The 15,143-nt window shown below is 69.6% G+C and carries 15 protein-coding genes; 9 read left to right on the top strand and 6 right to left on the bottom strand.

Annotated elements, in window-relative coordinates; genetic code table 11:
- Positions 1-38: 38 nt before the first annotated feature.
- The 6 genes from atpA (at position 39) to AB0A90_RS13675 (ending at position 6,270) form a co-directional block, all read left to right on the top strand.
- Positions 39-1,691: a F0F1 ATP synthase subunit alpha gene (gene atpA / locus AB0A90_RS13700; RefSeq protein ID WP_357246362.1), complete on the top strand. Its 1,653-nt coding sequence runs from the start codon at positions 39-41 to the stop codon at positions 1,689-1,691.
- A 4-nt stretch (positions 1,692-1,695) separates the two neighbouring features.
- The gene (locus AB0A90_RS13695) at positions 1,696-2,625 is read left to right on the top strand and encodes a F0F1 ATP synthase subunit gamma (protein WP_357246359.1); all 930 of its coding nucleotides are present in this window, start codon (positions 1,696-1,698) and stop codon (positions 2,623-2,625) included.
- Complete coding sequence (atpD, locus tag AB0A90_RS13690; RefSeq protein WP_357246357.1) at positions 2,625-4,061, top strand: F0F1 ATP synthase subunit beta; 1,437 nt, start codon at positions 2,625-2,627, stop codon at positions 4,059-4,061. The genes AB0A90_RS13695 and atpD overlap by 1 nt, the downstream gene beginning before the upstream one ends.
- 225 nt (positions 4,062-4,286) lie before the next feature.
- On the top strand, positions 4,287-5,432 hold the full coding sequence (locus AB0A90_RS13685) for an LCP family protein (RefSeq protein ID WP_357247138.1): 1,146 nt from the start codon (positions 4,287-4,289) through the stop codon (positions 5,430-5,432).
- An 88-nt stretch (positions 5,433-5,520) separates the two neighbouring features.
- Complete coding sequence (locus tag AB0A90_RS13680) at positions 5,521-5,802, top strand: F0F1 ATP synthase subunit epsilon (protein ID WP_357246353.1); 282 nt, start codon at positions 5,521-5,523, stop codon at positions 5,800-5,802.
- A 12-nt stretch (positions 5,803-5,814) separates the two neighbouring features.
- On the top strand, positions 5,815-6,270 hold the full coding sequence (locus AB0A90_RS13675; RefSeq protein WP_357246350.1) for a DUF2550 domain-containing protein: 456 nt from the start codon (positions 5,815-5,817) through the stop codon (positions 6,268-6,270).
- A 394-nt stretch (positions 6,271-6,664) separates the two neighbouring features.
- Here the strand turns inward: AB0A90_RS13675 and AB0A90_RS13670 are convergent, their stop codons facing one another.
- A complete protein-coding gene (locus AB0A90_RS13670; RefSeq protein WP_357246347.1) occupies positions 6,665-7,237 on the bottom strand; it encodes a cob(I)yrinic acid a,c-diamide adenosyltransferase in 573 nt (190 codons plus the stop codon).
- On the opposite strand from AB0A90_RS13670, the gene murA reads away from it, so the two are divergent.
- On the top strand, positions 7,236-8,678 hold the full coding sequence (gene murA, locus AB0A90_RS13665) for a UDP-N-acetylglucosamine 1-carboxyvinyltransferase (protein ID WP_357246344.1): 1,443 nt from the start codon (positions 7,236-7,238) through the stop codon (positions 8,676-8,678). The genes AB0A90_RS13670 and murA overlap by 2 nt on opposite strands.
- Before the next feature lie 30 nt (positions 8,679-8,708).
- Here murA and AB0A90_RS13660 read toward each other — a convergent pair whose 3' ends face one another.
- Positions 8,709-9,257 (bottom strand): RNA polymerase sigma factor, encoded by a 549-nt coding sequence (locus AB0A90_RS13660; RefSeq protein ID WP_357246341.1) that lies wholly within the window; start codon positions 9,255-9,257, stop codon positions 8,709-8,711.
- A 44-nt stretch (positions 9,258-9,301) separates the two neighbouring features.
- On the opposite strand from AB0A90_RS13660, the gene AB0A90_RS13655 reads away from it, so the two are divergent.
- The gene (locus AB0A90_RS13655) at positions 9,302-10,834 is read left to right on the top strand and encodes a serine/threonine-protein kinase (protein ID WP_357246339.1); all 1,533 of its coding nucleotides are present in this window, start codon (positions 9,302-9,304) and stop codon (positions 10,832-10,834) included.
- Here AB0A90_RS13655 and AB0A90_RS13650 read toward each other — a convergent pair.
- Positions 10,726-11,346, bottom strand: a complete 621-nt coding sequence (locus tag AB0A90_RS13650; RefSeq protein ID WP_357246336.1) for a hypothetical protein — start codon at positions 11,344-11,346, stop codon at positions 10,726-10,728. The genes AB0A90_RS13655 and AB0A90_RS13650 overlap by 109 nt on opposite strands.
- A gap of 224 nt (positions 11,347-11,570) precedes the next feature.
- On the opposite strand from AB0A90_RS13650, the gene AB0A90_RS13645 reads away from it, so the two are divergent.
- Positions 11,571-12,419 (top strand): 3-hydroxyacyl-CoA dehydrogenase family protein, encoded by an 849-nt coding sequence (locus tag AB0A90_RS13645; RefSeq protein ID WP_357246334.1) that lies wholly within the window; start codon positions 11,571-11,573, stop codon positions 12,417-12,419.
- 37 nt (positions 12,420-12,456) lie between these two features.
- On the opposite strand, the gene AB0A90_RS13640 is transcribed toward AB0A90_RS13645, so the two are convergent.
- From AB0A90_RS13640 to AB0A90_RS13630, 3 genes are read right to left on the bottom strand one after another with little or no spacing between them, the layout of a single operon-like run.
- Complete coding sequence (locus tag AB0A90_RS13640) at positions 12,457-13,269, bottom strand: alpha/beta hydrolase-fold protein (RefSeq protein ID WP_357246331.1); 813 nt, start codon at positions 13,267-13,269, stop codon at positions 12,457-12,459.
- 47 nt (positions 13,270-13,316) lie between these two features.
- Positions 13,317-14,162 carry an ABC transporter permease gene (locus AB0A90_RS13635; protein WP_357246328.1) on the bottom strand — a complete coding sequence of 282 codons (846 nt, stop codon included), beginning with the start codon at positions 14,160-14,162 and terminating at the stop codon, positions 13,317-13,319.
- Complete coding sequence (locus tag AB0A90_RS13630) at positions 14,159-15,010, bottom strand: ABC transporter ATP-binding protein (RefSeq protein ID WP_357246325.1); 852 nt, start codon at positions 15,008-15,010, stop codon at positions 14,159-14,161. The genes AB0A90_RS13635 and AB0A90_RS13630 overlap by 4 nt, the downstream gene beginning before the upstream one ends.
- Positions 15,011-15,143 lie beyond the last annotated feature (133 nt).

Genomic DNA, 15,143 nt, shown 5'->3' with positions numbered 1-15,143 from the left:
TAGGTATCCCGGGCCCCTGAATTTTAAGGAAGCAGAGGATGGCCGAGCTGACCATCTCGACGGAGGAGATCCGCGGCGCCCTGGAGCGCTACGTCTCTTCCTACTCGTCCGACGTCTCCCGCGAGGAGGTCGGCACCGTCGCCGACACCGGCGACGGCATCGCCCACGTCGAGGGCCTGCCCTCGACCATGACCAACGAACTCCTGGAGTTCGAGGACGGCACGCTCGGCGTGGCGTTGAACCTCGACGTCCGGGAGATCGGTGTCGTCGTTCTCGGTGACTCCGCCAAGCTGGAGGAGGGGCAGCGCGTCAAGCGCACCGAGCGGGTTCTCTCCGTTCCGGTTGGCGACGCCTTCCTCGGCCGCGTGGTCGACGCCCTCGGCAAGCCGATCGACGGGCTCGGTGACATCGCCAACGAGGGCTTCCGCGAGCTGGAGCTGCAGGCTCCGAACGTGATGTCCCGCCAGTCGGTGTTCGAGCCGCTGCAGACCGGCATCAAGGCCATCGACGCGATGACCCCGATCGGTCGGGGCCAGCGGCAGCTGATCATCGGTGACCGCAAGACCGGTAAGACCACCGTCGCCCTGGACGCGATCCTCAACCAGCGGGACAACTGGCGCACCGGCGACCCGAAGAAGCAGGTCCGCTGCATCTACGTCGCCATCGGCCAGAAGGCCTCCACGATCGCCTCGATCAAGGGCCAGCTGGAAGAGGCCGGCGCGATGGAGTACACGACCATCGTGGCCTCCCCGGCGTCCGACCCGGCCGGCTTCAAGTACCTGGCCCCGTACACCGGCTCGTCCATCGGGCAGCACTGGATGTACGGCGGCAAGCACGTCCTGATCGTCTTCGACGACCTGAGCAAGCAGGCCGAGGCGTACCGGGCCGTGTCGCTGCTGCTGCGTCGCCCGCCGGGCCGTGAGGCGTACCCGGGTGACGTCTTCTATCTGCACTCCCGCCTGCTGGAGCGCTGCGCGAAGCTCTCCGACGAGCTGGGTGGCGGCTCGATGACCGGTCTGCCGATCATCGAGACGAAGGCCAACGACATCTCGGCCTTCATCCCGACCAACGTCATCTCGATCACCGACGGCCAGATCTTCCTGGAGACGGACCTGTTCAACCAGGGCGTCCGCCCGGCGATCAACGTCGGCACCTCGGTCTCCCGGGTCGGCGGCGCCGCCCAGGTGAAGCCGATGCGGAAGGTCGCCGGTTCGCTGCGGCTCAACCTCGCCCAGTACCGCGAGCTGGAGGCGTTCGCCGCCTTCGCCTCCGACCTGGACCGGGCCTCGCGCGCCCAGCTCGACCGCGGTGTACGCCTCGTCGAGCTGCTCAAGCAGCCGAACTACTCGCCGTTCCCGGTCGAGCAGGAGGTCGTCTCGGTCTGGGCCGGTGTCGAGGGCAAGCTGGACGACATCCCGGTGAGCGACGTCCGGCGTTTCGAGGCGGAGTTCCTCCAGTACCTGCGGCACAAGCACGAGGGTGTGCTGGCCGGCATCGCCGACAACCAGTGGGGCGACGACATCGTCGGTTCGCTGGACGCGGCGATCGCCGAGTTCAAGCAGGTCTTCCTCAACAAGGACGACGAGCGCAAGGTCAACGACGCGCCGGCCGCTCCGCTCGAGGGTGACGAGAACCGCGAGACGGTGACCCGCTTCCGCGACAGCGCGACCGACCGCCCGGCCGAGAGCTGATCCCGTGGCGGCCCAGGTACGCGTTCTTCGTCAACGGATCCGCTCGGCGAAGTCGATGAAGAAGATCACCAAGGCGATGGAGCTCGTGGCGACGAGCCGGATCGCCAAGGCTCAGGCCAGGGTGCAGGCGTCCCTGCCGTACGCCCAGGCCATCACCGGCGTGCTCACGGCGCTGGCGTCCAACGCGCGGATCGACCACCCGCTGCTCACCCCGCGCGAGCGGGTGCGGCGGGCGGGCGTCCTGTTGGTCACCAGCGACCGTGGCCTGGCCGGCGGTTACAGCTCCAACGCGATCAGGATGGCGGAGTCGCTGATCGCGCGGCTCAAGGCGGACGGCAAGGAGCCGGTGCTCTACGTCATCGGACGTAAGGGCGTCGGGTTCTACCGGTTCCGCAACCGGCCGATCGAGGCGAACTGGACCGGCTTCAGTGAGCAGCCGTCGTTCGAGGACGCCCGTACCGTCGGTGAGACGCTGATCAAGGCGTTCACCGCCGGTGCGGACGACGCCGACGGCGGGGCCGGAGCGGACGGCGTGCTCGGCGTCGACGAGTTGCACATCGTCTACACCGAGTTCCACTCGCTGATGACGCAGAACCCGGTCACCAAGGTGATCGGTCCGATGCAGGTGGAGGACCGGCCGCGCTCCGAGGGGCTGCTGCCGGCGTACGAGTTCGAGCCGGAGGCGGAGGCGCTGCTCGACGCGCTCCTGCCGAGGTACATCAACACGCGGATCTACGCGGCGTTGATCGAGTCGGCGGCGAGTGAGTCGGCGGCACGGCGGCGGGCGATGAAGAGCGCCACCGACAACGCCGAAGAGATGATCGAGAAGTACACGCGCGAGATGAACTCGGCTCGCCAGGCCGGGATCACCCAGGAGATCAGCGAGATCGTCGGCGGCGCCAACGCGCTGGCCGCGTCGGGAAGTGAAGTGTGATGACTGCACCAGTAGAGACCAAGACGGCCACGGGTCGCGTGGTCCGGGTCATCGGCCCGGTCGTCGACGCCGAGTTCCCGCGCGACGCCATGCCGGCCCTGTTCAACGCCCTCAACGTCACCGTGAACCTGTCCGGCGGTGAGAAGACGCTGACCCTGGAGGTCGCCCAGCACCTGGGTGACAACCTGGTCCGTGCCATCTCGATGCAGCCGACCGACGGCCTGGTTCGTGGCGCCGAGGTGCGCGACCGCGGCGAGCCGATCACCGTACCGGTGGGCGACGCGGTCAAGGGCAAGGTGTTCAACGCGATCGGCGAGGTGCTCAACCTCAAAGAGGGCGAGACGTTCGAGGCCGACGACCGGTGGGGCATCCACCGCAAGGCCCCGGCCTTCGCGGACCTGGAGCCGAAGACCGAGATGCTGGAGACCGGCATCAAGGTCATCGACCTGCTCGCCCCGTACGTCAAGGGCGGCAAGATCGGCCTGTTCGGTGGCGCGGGCGTGGGCAAGACGGTGCTCATCCAGGAGATGATCACCCGGGTGGCCCGTAACTTCGGTGGTACCTCGGTGTTCGCCGGCGTGGGTGAGCGCACCCGTGAGGGCAACGACCTCATCGCCGAGATGACCGAGTCCGGCGTCATCGACAAGACCGCGCTGGTCTACGGCCAGATGGACGAGCCGCCGGGCACCCGGCTGCGGGTGGCCCTCTCCGCGCTGACCATGGCGGAGTACTTCCGGGACGTGAAGAAGCAGGAGGTGCTGCTCTTCATCGACAACATCTTCCGCTTCACGCAGGCCGGTTCGGAGGTGTCCACCCTGCTCGGCCGTATGCCGAGCGCCGTGGGTTACCAGCCGACCCTGGCCGACGAGATGGGCGAGCTCCAGGAGCGGATCACCTCCGTCCGGGGCCAGGCCATCACCTCCATGCAGGCGATCTACGTGCCGGCGGACGACTACACCGACCCCGCCCCGGCCACCACGTTCGCCCACCTGGACGCGACCACCAACCTGGAGCGGTCGATCTCCGACAAGGGCATCTACCCGGCCGTGGACCCGCTGGCGTCCTCGTCCCGGATCCTCGCCCCGGAGTTCGTCGGCGCCGAGCACTTCCAGGTGGCCACCGAGGTGAAGCGGATCCTGCAGCGTTACCGCGACCTGCAGGACATCATCGCCATCCTCGGTATCGAGGAGCTCTCCGAGGAAGACAAGATCACCGTGGCTCGGGCCCGGCGGATCGAGCGCTTCCTCTCGCAGAACACCTACGCGGCGGAGCAGTTCACCGGCGTACCGGGCTCGACGGTCCCGATCAAGGAGACCATCGAGGCGTTCCGCAAGATCAGCGAGGGTGAGTACGATCACTTCCCCGAGCAGGCGTTCTTCATGTGCGGCGGTCTTGAGGACCTGGAGCGCAAGGCTGAGGAGCTGATGAAGGCCTGACAAGCCCGATTCGTCCCGCGACCAAAAGACTGCCCCGGCCATGCCGGGGCAGTCTTTTGTTCATCTTCGCGTCCTACCATCGTCGCGGTCCGTTACTCGGGGTCGTCCGTTCCCAAGAACCCGAGATACGTTCTAATTCGCGCGCTCACCCCTGACGAGCGTTGATCTTCGCAACCTTTCGACGACGTGCGCCCGTCTTCCTTCGTGTGGGCGTAACGAACGGAGCTGCTCGTGGGTAAGGCCGGTAAGCGTGGCCGCAAGTCATCCGTCTGGCGCGGCGTGCCGCGCTGGGCCAGGATCTGCACGGTGTTCGGCACCGTGCTGGTCGTGCTCAGCGGCGCGGTGCTGGTCGGCACGGAGGCCCTGATGGCCCGCTACGAGGGTGCGGTCGGCAAGGCGGACCTGTTCGGTGACCAGGCGGCGGGCGCCCAGGCGAAGAAGAGCGACATCAAGGGCCCACTCAACATCCTGCTCGTCGGCATCGACCCGCGTACGCCGACAGCCGCGCCGCTGGCCGACTCGATCATGGTGTTGCACGTGCCGGCGTCGATGGACCGGGCCTACCTCTTCTCCCTGCCGCGCGACCTCTACGTGCCGATCCCGGAGTTCAAGAAGGCCGACTTCCCCGGCGAGACCACGAAGATCAACGCTGCGATGTCGTTCGGCAGCAAGGTGCCGGGGGCCAACCCCGACGCGGCGCGTGGCTTCGAGCTGCTGGCCACCACCGTGCAGAACGTGACGGGCATCAAGCGGTTCGACGCTGGCGCCATCATCAACTTCACCGGCTTCCAGAAGATCGTCGACGCGATGGGCGGCGTCGACATGTACATCGAGCGCGACGTCAAGTCCGAGCACAAGCAGCCGGACGGCAAGCCGCGGCCGGGCAAGACGTACGGCGAGGGTTACGTCGGCCCGCAGGCGGTCTACAAGAAGGGCAACCAACACCTCAGCGGGTGGCAGGCGCTGGACTACGTCCGGCAGCGCTACCCGAAGAACGGTGTTCCGGACTCCGACTACGGCCGGCAGCGCCACCAGCAGCAGTTCGTCAAGGCCATGGTGGGCCAGGCGTTCAGCGCCGACGTGGTGGCCAACCCCCTCAAGTTGGACAAGGTGCTCCGCGCCGCCGGCCAGTCGCTGATCTTCAACGGTCGGGGCAGCAGCGTCGTCGACTTCGGGCTCGCCCTGAAGGACATCCGCCCGAACACCATCCAGATGATCAAGCTCGCCGGTGGCGAGCTCAAGAACAGCAGGGGCGTCTACCTCGGTGAGCAGTTCCAGGCGGATGTCCCGGACTTCTTCACCGCCCTGCACAACGAGCAGCTCGATGCCTTCCTGCTGGAGCATCCGGACTTCGTGAACAAGACCAAGTAGTCGCGGCGCGGGTTCTCCCACCCGCGTTGGGAGCGCGTGCGCGTCAGGCTAGACTTTCGGCAATCCGTCGCCGCAGCAAGGAGACAGCGTGGCAAAGCAGCTTCACGTCGAGCTCGTCGCCGTCGAGGAGAAGGTCTGGTCCGGTGACGCCGAAATGGTGGTCGCCCGGACGACCGAAGGCGAGCTCGGTGTCCTGCCGGGACACGCGCCGCTGCTCGGCCAACTCGCCGAGCCCGGTCAGGTCCGCATCAAGCTCGCCGGCGGTGAGCAGGTCTCCTACGAGGTCGCCGGCGGCTTCCTCTCGGTGAGCGCCGACGGCGTCATCGTGCTGGCCGAGAGCGCAACCCCGGTCTCCGCGCAGAGCCGCTGAGCCACACCGGGGATGGACATCGTCGAAGGAATCGGGATCGGCGTTGTCGTCATCCTCGGCGCGCTTCTCACCCTCTTCGTCCGGCGAGCGCTGGTCACCCGTAGCGGTGGCATCATCCGGCTCAGCGTCCGAGTCACCACCATGCTCGACGGCCGTGGCTGGTCGCCCGGCTTCGGCCGGTTCGCCGGTGACGAGCTGCGGTGGTACCGGATGTTCAGCTTCGCGATCCGACCCAAGCGGGTGCTCTCCCGCAAAGGGCTGGCGGTGGAGCGCCGCCGGCTGCCGGAGGGCCAGGAACGGCTCTCCATGCCGGCCGACTGGGTGATCCTCCGCTGTACGAGTCACCACGCACCGGTGGAGATCGCCATGGCGCGGTCGACCGTCACCGGTTTCCTCTCCTGGCTCGAGGCCGCCCCTCCGGGGGCGGTCTCGCCGCGTATGGCCTCCCAGGACTGGCCGGCTGCCTGATCGGCTCCTGGGTGGTTGCGCTTGGGGTTTCCGGGGGAGCCCACCCGGCTCCGGGCGGTCAGGCTTGATCCCTGCGCCGGGCGGGCTCCCCCGGAAACCCGTCGTTGGCGCTGTGCGCCGCTCTGGCGCGCTTCTTGGCTTCTGCCGTTACCGGGTTGGTTGAGTCTCGCCTTCTCGGTGGTCGGTCCCGCCTTCTTCGGTGGCGGTGGCGCGCCTAGATCAACTCGGGCTTCTTGATGCCGGGGTGTTCTGGTGGCTGGGATGGCCCGACATCAAGGAACCCGAGTTGATCTAGGCGCTGGTCAGCCCAGCTCGCCGAGGAGCCAGCCCCAACTACGCGTGGCAGCGGCCAGATCGGGAACCCACACCTCCACGTGGTGCAGCGCGCCCACGGTCAGCGCTTGCCGCCCGGCACCCATAGCACATCTCCCGCCGGATTTGCCGTTCTTGACAGGATAAAGAGCAGATCGGAGAGCCGGTTGAGATACTTTGCCGGGAGAGTGCTGGTCCGTTCCGAATCGTGGCTGACCAGCGCCCATGCCGCGCGTTCGGCACGCCGGGCGGTCGTCCGCGCCACGTGGAGCAGCGCCGCGCCCGGGGTGCCGCCGGGGAGGATGAAGGAGTCGAGCTTGCTCAGGCGTGCGTTGTACTCGTCGCACCAGCCCTCAAGGCGCTCGACGTACGCCTCGGTGACCCGCAGCGGCGGGTACTTCGGCTCCGGCTCGACGGGGGTGGACAGGTCGGCGCCGACGTCGAACAGGTCGTTCTGCACCGACCCCAGCACGCCCCGCAGTTCCTCGTCGAGCCCACCCAGGGCGAGCGCGACGCCGATCGCGGCGTTGCATTCGTCGACATCCGCGTACGCGGCGATCCGTGGATCGGTCTTCGGCACCTGCTCGTTGTTGCTCAGCCTGGTCATGCCGGCATCGCCGGCCTTGGTGTAGATGCGCGTGAGGTGGACGGCCATGACGCACAGCCTACGGATTCCCGACCTGACGATCCCGGCGCGGCCGGACAGCGCGACCAGTTGGCCGGTGGTGGCGGGCCCCGGCGACGCGGGCGACCCGGCGGTCAACGACGTCGACGTCATCCGGGTGTACGGGGACGCCCGGCTCACCGGCACCGTACACGTGGTGGGGGCCAAGAACTCGGCGTTGAAGCTGATGGCCGCCGCGCTGCTCGCCCCGGGCCGCAGCGTGATCACGAACGTCCCGCGGATCACCGACATCGCGATCATGGGCGAGGTGCTGCGTCGGCTGGGCTGCGGCGTCCGGTTCGACGCGGACGACCCGGTCGACCCGATGGTGGCCCGCGGCGGGGTGGCCCGGTCCCGGTCGGTGACCATCGACGTGCCCGAGCAACCGGGCGCCGAGGCGGACTACGACCTGGTCCGGCGGTTGCGCGCGTCGATCTGTGTGCTCGGCCCGCTGCTGGCCCGCCGGGGGTACGTGCGGGTGGCCCATCCTGGTGGCGACGCCATCGGGTCACGCGGGCTGGACATGCACGTCTCCGGGCTGACCCGGATGGGCGCGGAGATCTCCGGTGAGCACGGCTTCGTCATCGCGTCCGCCCCGCACGGGCTGCGCGGCGCGGACATCGTGCTGGACTTCCCCAGCGTGGGAGCGACCGAGAACCTGGTGATGGCGGCGGTGCTGGCCCAGGGCGTCACGATGATCGACAACGCCGCCCGGGAGCCGGAGATCGTCGACATCTGCACGATGCTCAACCAGATGGGGGCGCGGATCTCCGGTGCGGGCACCTCCACGTTGCGGATCACCGGGGTGCCGGGTCTGCACCCGGTGCGGCACGCCACGGTGGGGGACCGGATCGTCGCCGGCACGTGGGCGTTCGGGGCGGCGATGACCCGGGGCGACGTGACGGTGACCGGGCTGGACCCGGCGTACCTGGAGGTCGCGCTGGACAAGGTCGTGGCCGCCGGTGGCCTGGTGGAGACCCGGGGGGACGGCTTCCGCGTACGGATGGACGACCGGCCCCGGGCGGTGGACGTGGTGACGTTGCCGTACCCCGGCTTCGCCACCGATCTGCTACCGATGGCGATCGGGCTGGCCGCCGTCAGTGACGGCGCCTCCCTGATCACCGAGAACATCTTCGACGGCCGGTTCATGTTCGCCAACGAGATGATGCGGCTCGGCGCGGACATCAAGACCGACGGGCACCACGCGGTGGTCCGTGGGCGGGGTCGGCTCTCCGGTGCCCCGGTCCAGGCGACCGACATCCGCGCCGGCGCGGGGCTGATCATCGCCGGGTTGTGCGCGCAGGGGGTCACCGAGGTTTCCCACGTGCACCACGTCGACCGGGGTTACCCGGACTTCGTGGCCGATCTCCGCGCTCTCGGGGTGGCGGTCGAGCGGGGCACCACCCCGGATGAACCGTCACTGGAGATCTGAGGCCAGCTCCGTGCGTGGGGCCGCACCGCGTCAGGCGGCCCCCAGCGAGGCCCGTACGTGTCGTCGCGCGTCGTGGATGCGGGACTTCAGGGTGCCGATCGGAATGGCGAGGTGGTCGGCGATCTCGTCGTAGGTCAACTGGCACAGATCACGCATCACCAGCGGGGCGACGAGTTCGGGTCGGTGTGCCTCCAGCCGTTCCAGCGCGTCCAGCAGGTCGAGCCGGGAGCCCGCGATCACGCTCGTCGTACGCGGGTCGGCGGCATCAAGGGGAAGCAGTGGCGTGGGCTGCTCGCCGGCCCGGCGCTTGAGGCTCCGGTACGTCTGCCGGGCGCAGTTGGCCGTGACGACGTACAGCCAGGTGGAGAACTTCGACCGCCCCGCGAAGCCGTCTATCTTGCGAGCGACCTGGAGAAGGGCGTCCTGGCACGCCTCTTCGGCGTCCTGCCGGCACGGGAGGAGGCGCAGACACTGCCGCAGGACCTGCGGGCCGATCCTGCTCAGCAGCGCGTCGAGAGCGGCGGCGTCACCCGTGGCGGCGCGGCCGGCGAGCTCCTCGATTCCAAGATCGTCTGACATGCTCAGGCCCCGTTCCCCCACGTCCTGAGGGCCATAATACGGGCGTGTCAGTACCCGACAGGATCGGCCGATATCGCATTCTGCGACGTATCGGTTCCGGAGCGTTCGCCACCGTGTGGCTCGGCGCGGACGACGCCCTGGACGCGTCGGTGGCGATCAAGGTGCTGGCGGACAACTGGTCGTACCACGCCGATCTGCGGGAGCGCTTCGAGCAGGAGGCGCGGATCATGCGGCGGACGGATTCCAGCCTGCTCGTGCGGGTCCTCGACGTCGGTGAGCTGCCGGACGGCCGGCCGTACCTGGTGATGCCGTACGTGGCCGGTGGCACCCTCGCGGATCGGCTCGTCTCGGGGCCGATGCCGGTACGGGAGGCCCTGCTCGTCGCGGCCGACATCGCCAGTGCCGTCACCGTGCTGCACGAGGCTGGTGTGCTGCACCGCGACCTCAAGCCGTCCAATGTGTTGTTCGAGCCGGCCGCGGATCGGGATCGGGTGCTCGTCGCCGACCTCGGCCTGGCCAAGGCGCTCGCGAACGCGTCCGGCTTCACCATCGCCGCCGGCACACCCGGTTACATGCCTCCCGAGCAGGCCACCCCGGGCGGGGGCCTGGACATCCGCGCCGACGTCTACGCGATCGGCGCGACCCTGTACCACATGCTGACCGGGAACCCTCCCGAGCAGGCCAGTCGCGCGGGCAGGGGTGGGCGGTCGTTGCCCAGGCCGTCCCAGGTACGCCCCGGGGTTCCGTCCGCGGTGGACGACCTGGTGCGCCGCGCGCTGCATCACGACCCTCGGCAACGGTGGGCGTCCGCCGCGGTCCTGCTCGACGAGCTGTGCCGGGTCATCGCCGCGATGGAGCGGGACACGGGCCGCGGCCGGTTGGTGCGGCAGTTGGGACGGGTCGTCGGCGTCGGGGTCGCACTGACCGCGCTGCTGGCGACGGCGGGTTCCAGCGCCGCCCTGCCGGCACGGTCGGGCTGGGTACGCGTCCACGACGTCTCCGGTGCCCTGTCGATCGCGGTGCCGTCGAGCTGGGCCGGCCAGGTGAAGGACGCCGGTTGGGATCCTTCGGTGCTGCGACTTCCCGCGGGTCAGGCGCCGGGCCTCGCGGTCGCTCCGGATCTCGACGTCTGGTCCGATCCCGCGAGTCGGATACCCGGCGTGTTCGTCGGCGTGAGCAAGGCACTGCTCGCCGGCGGCGCGGCACCCGCCCTGCCCAGCCACACCTCCTGCGTCCCGCAGCCCGACCGGACCGTGGACGTGGGCGGTAACCAGGCGCGGATACGGCGGTGGACCTCGTGTGGCGCCGCGGTCTCGTTCAGCGAGGTGGTGCTCACCGTGCCGCAGCGCGGCTACGGCGTCTACCTGCAGATCAAGCAGGTCGGTGACGCCGACCTGACCGACGAGATCCTGGCCGACCTGCGGCTGTCCAGCTCACTGGCGCCCCAGGCCGGCCGGGTCGGGTCGGTTCAGTCGAAGCAGTCCTGGTCCACGTGCTGCAGACTCAGCGCGGTGACCTTGCCGTTCCTCGTTGCGATGCGGTACACGGCCTTGTCGTTGCCGGGGGGCGTCGCGTAGCCAGCGTTGACCCCCTCCCGGTATGCCGGGTAGATCCGAAGCACCTCGGCGCTTGACATGCCGATGCCCAAACCCTCGCGCGTCTTGATGCCGGGCCACACGCTGATGGCGGCGATTCCCACGGTCGGCGAGAGGGTGATGGTCCCCTCCTCGGTCGGGGCGGCGCGCAGGAATGACGTGCCGCAGCCGCCGGTGGCGTCGAAGGGGATCCGCAGCATCCCGGTCGCGGTGGCCTGCTGACGGGTCATTCCGAGCTTCAGTGAGCCGATGCCGTTCGGTCCCAGGACGAGCTGATCGGTGGTGCTCGACGGTCGCACCGACGGCGAATACGACGCAGATGGCGTGGGCGACGCGGGCGGCGTGGGCGACGCGGGCGGCGTGGTGGTCGCCGCGCTGGTCGCGGGGTCCGGTGAGCCGGCCGGCGCGGCGTTGCCGCTCTGGTGTGCCGGTGACGTGCACGCGGCGACGAGCAGGAGGCAGGTGAGGGTTCCGACCAAGGGCGTGGCACGCATGATGAACTCCTGGCTGATGGCCGTTGGGTTGTTGTCGCAGGGTTCGATGCACCCGCAGGGGAGTTTGTTCGCCGAGCGGGGTCATGAATCCGTCACCGGTCCCTACCCCGCCCAAGGTCACCGGAAGTGCCCAACATCCTTCCGGGGTGGAGCGCGCTTAGTCATCGTTCAGGCTCGCCGACTAGGGTGCAGTGAGGCACTCATTCGCAGCGAGGGAGAAGCAGATGGCGGGTCGACTCGCGGTCGTCGGGGCTGGGTTGATGGGTTCCGGCATCGCCCAGGTGGCGGCGCAGGCGGGCTGGCAGGTGACACTGCGCGACCTGGACGACGCGGCCACCACCCGAGGGCTTGCCGGCATCCGGAAGTCACTGGAGAAGTTCGCCGAGAAGGGCAAGATCGAGGCGTCCGAGGTCGAGGCGACGCTGGCCCGGATCACCCCGACCACCGAGCTGGAGGCGGCGGCCGACGCGGACATCGTGGTCGAGGCGGTCTTCGAGCGGCTGGAGATCAAGCACGAGGTGTTCCGCGCCCTGGACAAGATCTGCAAGTCGGACGCGGTGCTCGCCACCAACACCTCGGCCATCCCGGTCACCCAGATCGCCGCGGTGACCGAGCGGCCCGAGGCGGTCGTCGGCACCCACTTCTTCTCCCCGGTGCCGATGATGCAGCTCTGCGAACTGGTACGCGGTTACAAGACCAGCGACGCGACGCTGGACACCGCGCGGGCCTTCGCCGAGGAGATCGGCAAGACGGTGGTGGTGGTCAACCGGGACATCGCCGGCTTCGTCACCACCCGGCTGATCTCCGCCCTGGTCATGGAGGCGGTCAAGCTCGTCGAGTCCGGTGTGGTGTCCGCCGAGGACCTGGACACGGCCTGCCGGCTGGGCTTCGGGCACGCGATGGGACCCCTGGCCACCACCGACCTGACCGGCGTGGACGTGCTGCTGCACGCCTCGAAGAACATCTACACCGACACGGCCGACGAGAAGTTCTTTCCGCCGGAGCTGCTCCAGCGGATGGTCACCGCCGGCGACCTCGGCCGCAAGACCGGCAAGGGCTTCTACACCTACTGAGACGTCCAGCCCCGGGGTCCGTTCGCGGTCTCCGGGGTCAGGTCGGCCGGGGCGGCGCGGCCAGCGCTGCCGCGACGAAGTCGAGGGCGCTGGGTATGACCCGTCCCCAGTAGCGGAAGTCGTGCCGGCCGTCGGCGTACTCCGCGTGGGCCGCCGGCTCCGGCAGGGCCCGCTCCAGCGCCTGCACGTCGTCGAGGAAGTCGTCCTGCCGGCCGCACCACAGACCCAGCGGGGTGCCGCGCAGCCGGTCGACACCGGCGAAGACGTCATCGCCGGGCGCGACGGCGGGGGAGAAGGCCGCCACGGCGCGGAGCAGCCCCGGCCAGGTCTCGGCGAGCAACAGCGAGCCGAAGCCCCCCATCGACCAGCCCCAGGCCGCCAGCCGGGTGGCGTCGAAGCCCCGCTCGGCACACCAGGCCGGCAACTCCTCGCGCACCATCCGTTGCGGGTCGTCCCGACCGGCGGGGCGCCAGGAGAGGCGGTCGCCTGTCGCTCCGGCGAGCACGAACGGCGGCGCGCCCCGGCGTACCGCGTCGGTCAGGAAGCGCCCCAGGCCGAGCCCGGGGAAGTCGCGCGCGGTGGTGGACGCGCCGTGCAGCACCAGGCAGACCGGCAACCCCCGGCCGTCGCCGTGCCCGTCCGGGACGGCCGTGTAGAAGTCGACCGAGCGGCCACGTGCGGCGGACGGCCGGCTGGTCAGCCGCTCGTCACCGGCGGGCGCGTCCGGGGGTGTCGGCCGTGCCGGCGAGGGACGGATCAGGTCGCGGGCGGCCCAGCCGACCCCGACCGCCAGTGCCGTCGCTCCCGCACCCGCAAGCAGGAGACCACGCCGGGTCGGTCGAGCGGTCATCGACAGAGTCTGGCAGGCCCCGGGGCGGTTCGGGACCCCGGAACGGGTCAGCCGTCGCGCTTGGTGGTCCAGCGGAAGGTGGTCAGGCAGAGCACCACACCGATCACGCACCACAGGGTCAGCACCAGCGCGACCCGGCCCAGCTCGAACGAGCCGCCCGGCTCCTGGGCGCCGAAGCTCTCCGGCAGGAAGACCGACCGCAGCCCCTGGCACATCCACTTCAGTGGGAACAGCGCCGCCACCTGCTGCATCCAGGTGGGCAGGTCGGTGAAGACGAAGAACACCCCGGAGATGAACTGGAGCACCAGGGCGACCGGGGTGACCACCGCCGAGCCGCTGCGGGCGGTGCGGGCCAGCGACGAGATGGCGATGCCGCACAGGGTGCACGCGGTCACCCCGAGCACGGCGACCCAGCCGAAGGTGAACCACTTCGCGGCGGTGCCCGGCAGGTCGAGGTCGAACAGCGCCACCGCGACGGCCAGCAGCAGGACCGTCTCGGCGATGCCGATCGCCACCACCATGATCACCTTGCCGGCGAACCAGACCCACTTCGGCATCGGCGTGCCCCGATAGCGCTTGAGCACCCCGCGGTCCCGCTCGATCGGGATCCAGATGCCCAGGTTCTGGAAGCTCACCGTCATCAGGCCGGTCGCGATCATGCCGGTGATGAAGTACTGGGTGAACTTGACCCCGCCACCGATCGTGCCGTCGAAGATCGAGGCGAAGATCAGGATCATGATGATCGGGAAGCCCATGGTGAAGACCACGGACTCCCGGCTGCGCAGGAACTGGGTGATCTCCAGTCGGCCCTGGCGCAGGGCGAGCGCGCCGGCACCCGGCCGACGGCCGCGGGTCGCGGTGACCGGCGTCGCCGGCTTCGTCGTGGTCGTCATCGCGCGTGTCCGATCATGGTGAGGTAGACGTCCTCCAGGGTCGGCCGGGTCACCGTGAGGCCAGGGACCTCGCCGCCGTAGCGCGCGGCCAGGTCGGCCACCAGGGCCGTCGGCGTCGCGCTCTGCGCGCTCTCCGGCGTCCCGTCCGGGGTACGCCAGGAGACCGTCGCGAGGGCCTCCTGTCGGTTGCCCAGTTGGTTCGGGGCGGCCACCTCGACCAGTCGGCCGCCGGCGATCACCCCGACCCGGTCGGCGAGCGCCTCCGCCTCGTCCAGGTAGTGCGTGGTCAGCACGATCGTGGTGCCGGCCGCGGCGAGGTCGCGGATCAGCTCCCAGAACTCGCGGCGGGCCTCCGGGTCGAAGCCGGTGGTCGGCTCGTCGAGGAAGAGCAGCTCGGGACGACCGACGATGCCCAGCGCCACGTCCAGGCGGCGCTTCTGCCCGCCGGAGAGGGTGTGTGTCCGGGCCTTCGCCTTGTCGGCCAGCCCGACCCGCTCGATCACCTTGTCCGGGTCGTCGGCGTCGGGATAGAAGCCGGAGAAGTGCCGGATCACCTCGGCCACGGTCAGCTCGTCGAACTCGCCGGTGCCCTGGAGCACGATGCCGACGCGGGCGCGCCAGTCGGCGTGCTGCTGCGCCGGGTCCGTGCCGAGCACGGAGACCTCGCCGGCATCCCGGCGTCGGTAACCCTCCAGGATCTCCACGGTGGTGGTCTTGCCGGCGCCGTTCGGGCCGAGCAACGCGAACACCTCGCCCCGGCGCACGTCGAGGTCCACGCCCGCCACCGCGACGTTGTCGCCGTACGCCTTGCGCAGCCCGCGGACGGAGATGGCCAGCTCGTCATCCATGCCGTCCAGTGTGCGTCCTGACCCGGCCGGGGTGGTGTCCGGGGTATAGCGGTGCGCACCACTGCGCGCGCTTCGCGCCCAGACGTCCCCGACATGGACCTGTGTGGTTTTCCACAGTCCGTTTTACTGAACG

The organism is Micromonospora sp. NPDC049204, assembly GCF_040647935.1.
Taxonomy (GTDB): Bacteria; Actinomycetota; Actinomycetes; order Mycobacteriales; family Micromonosporaceae; genus Micromonospora.
This window is presented reverse-complemented; position numbering and strand designations above follow the sequence as displayed.

What these genes read in the sequence shown, in the direction of transcription:
- atpA (WP_357246362.1), top strand. Translation starts at nt 39, where the DNA reads ATGGCCGAGCTGACCATCTCGACGGAGGAGATCCGCGGCGCCCTGGAG.
- atpD (WP_357246357.1), top strand. Translation starts at nt 2,625, where the DNA reads ATGACTGCACCAGTAGAGACCAAGACGGCCACGGGTCGCGTGGTCCGG.
- AB0A90_RS13675 (WP_357246350.1), top strand. Translation starts at nt 5,815, where the DNA reads ATGGACATCGTCGAAGGAATCGGGATCGGCGTTGTCGTCATCCTCGGC.
- murA (WP_357246344.1), top strand. Translation starts at nt 7,236, where the DNA reads ATGACGCACAGCCTACGGATTCCCGACCTGACGATCCCGGCGCGGCCG.
- AB0A90_RS13670 (WP_357246347.1), bottom strand. Translation starts at nt 7,237, where the DNA reads ATGGCCGTCCACCTCACGCGCATCTACACCAAGGCCGGCGATGCCGGC.
- AB0A90_RS13660 (WP_357246341.1), bottom strand. Translation starts at nt 9,257, where the DNA reads ATGTCAGACGATCTTGGAATCGAGGAGCTCGCCGGCCGCGCCGCCACG.
- AB0A90_RS13650 (WP_357246336.1), bottom strand. Translation starts at nt 11,346, where the DNA reads ATGCGTGCCACGCCCTTGGTCGGAACCCTCACCTGCCTCCTGCTCGTC.
- AB0A90_RS13645 (WP_357246334.1), top strand. Translation starts at nt 11,571, where the DNA reads ATGGCGGGTCGACTCGCGGTCGTCGGGGCTGGGTTGATGGGTTCCGGC.
- AB0A90_RS13640 (WP_357246331.1), bottom strand. Translation starts at nt 13,269, where the DNA reads ATGACCGCTCGACCGACCCGGCGTGGTCTCCTGCTTGCGGGTGCGGGA.
- AB0A90_RS13635 (WP_357246328.1), bottom strand. Translation starts at nt 14,162, where the DNA reads ATGACGACCACGACGAAGCCGGCGACGCCGGTCACCGCGACCCGCGGC.
- AB0A90_RS13630 (WP_357246325.1), bottom strand. Translation starts at nt 15,010, where the DNA reads ATGGATGACGAGCTGGCCATCTCCGTCCGCGGGCTGCGCAAGGCGTAC.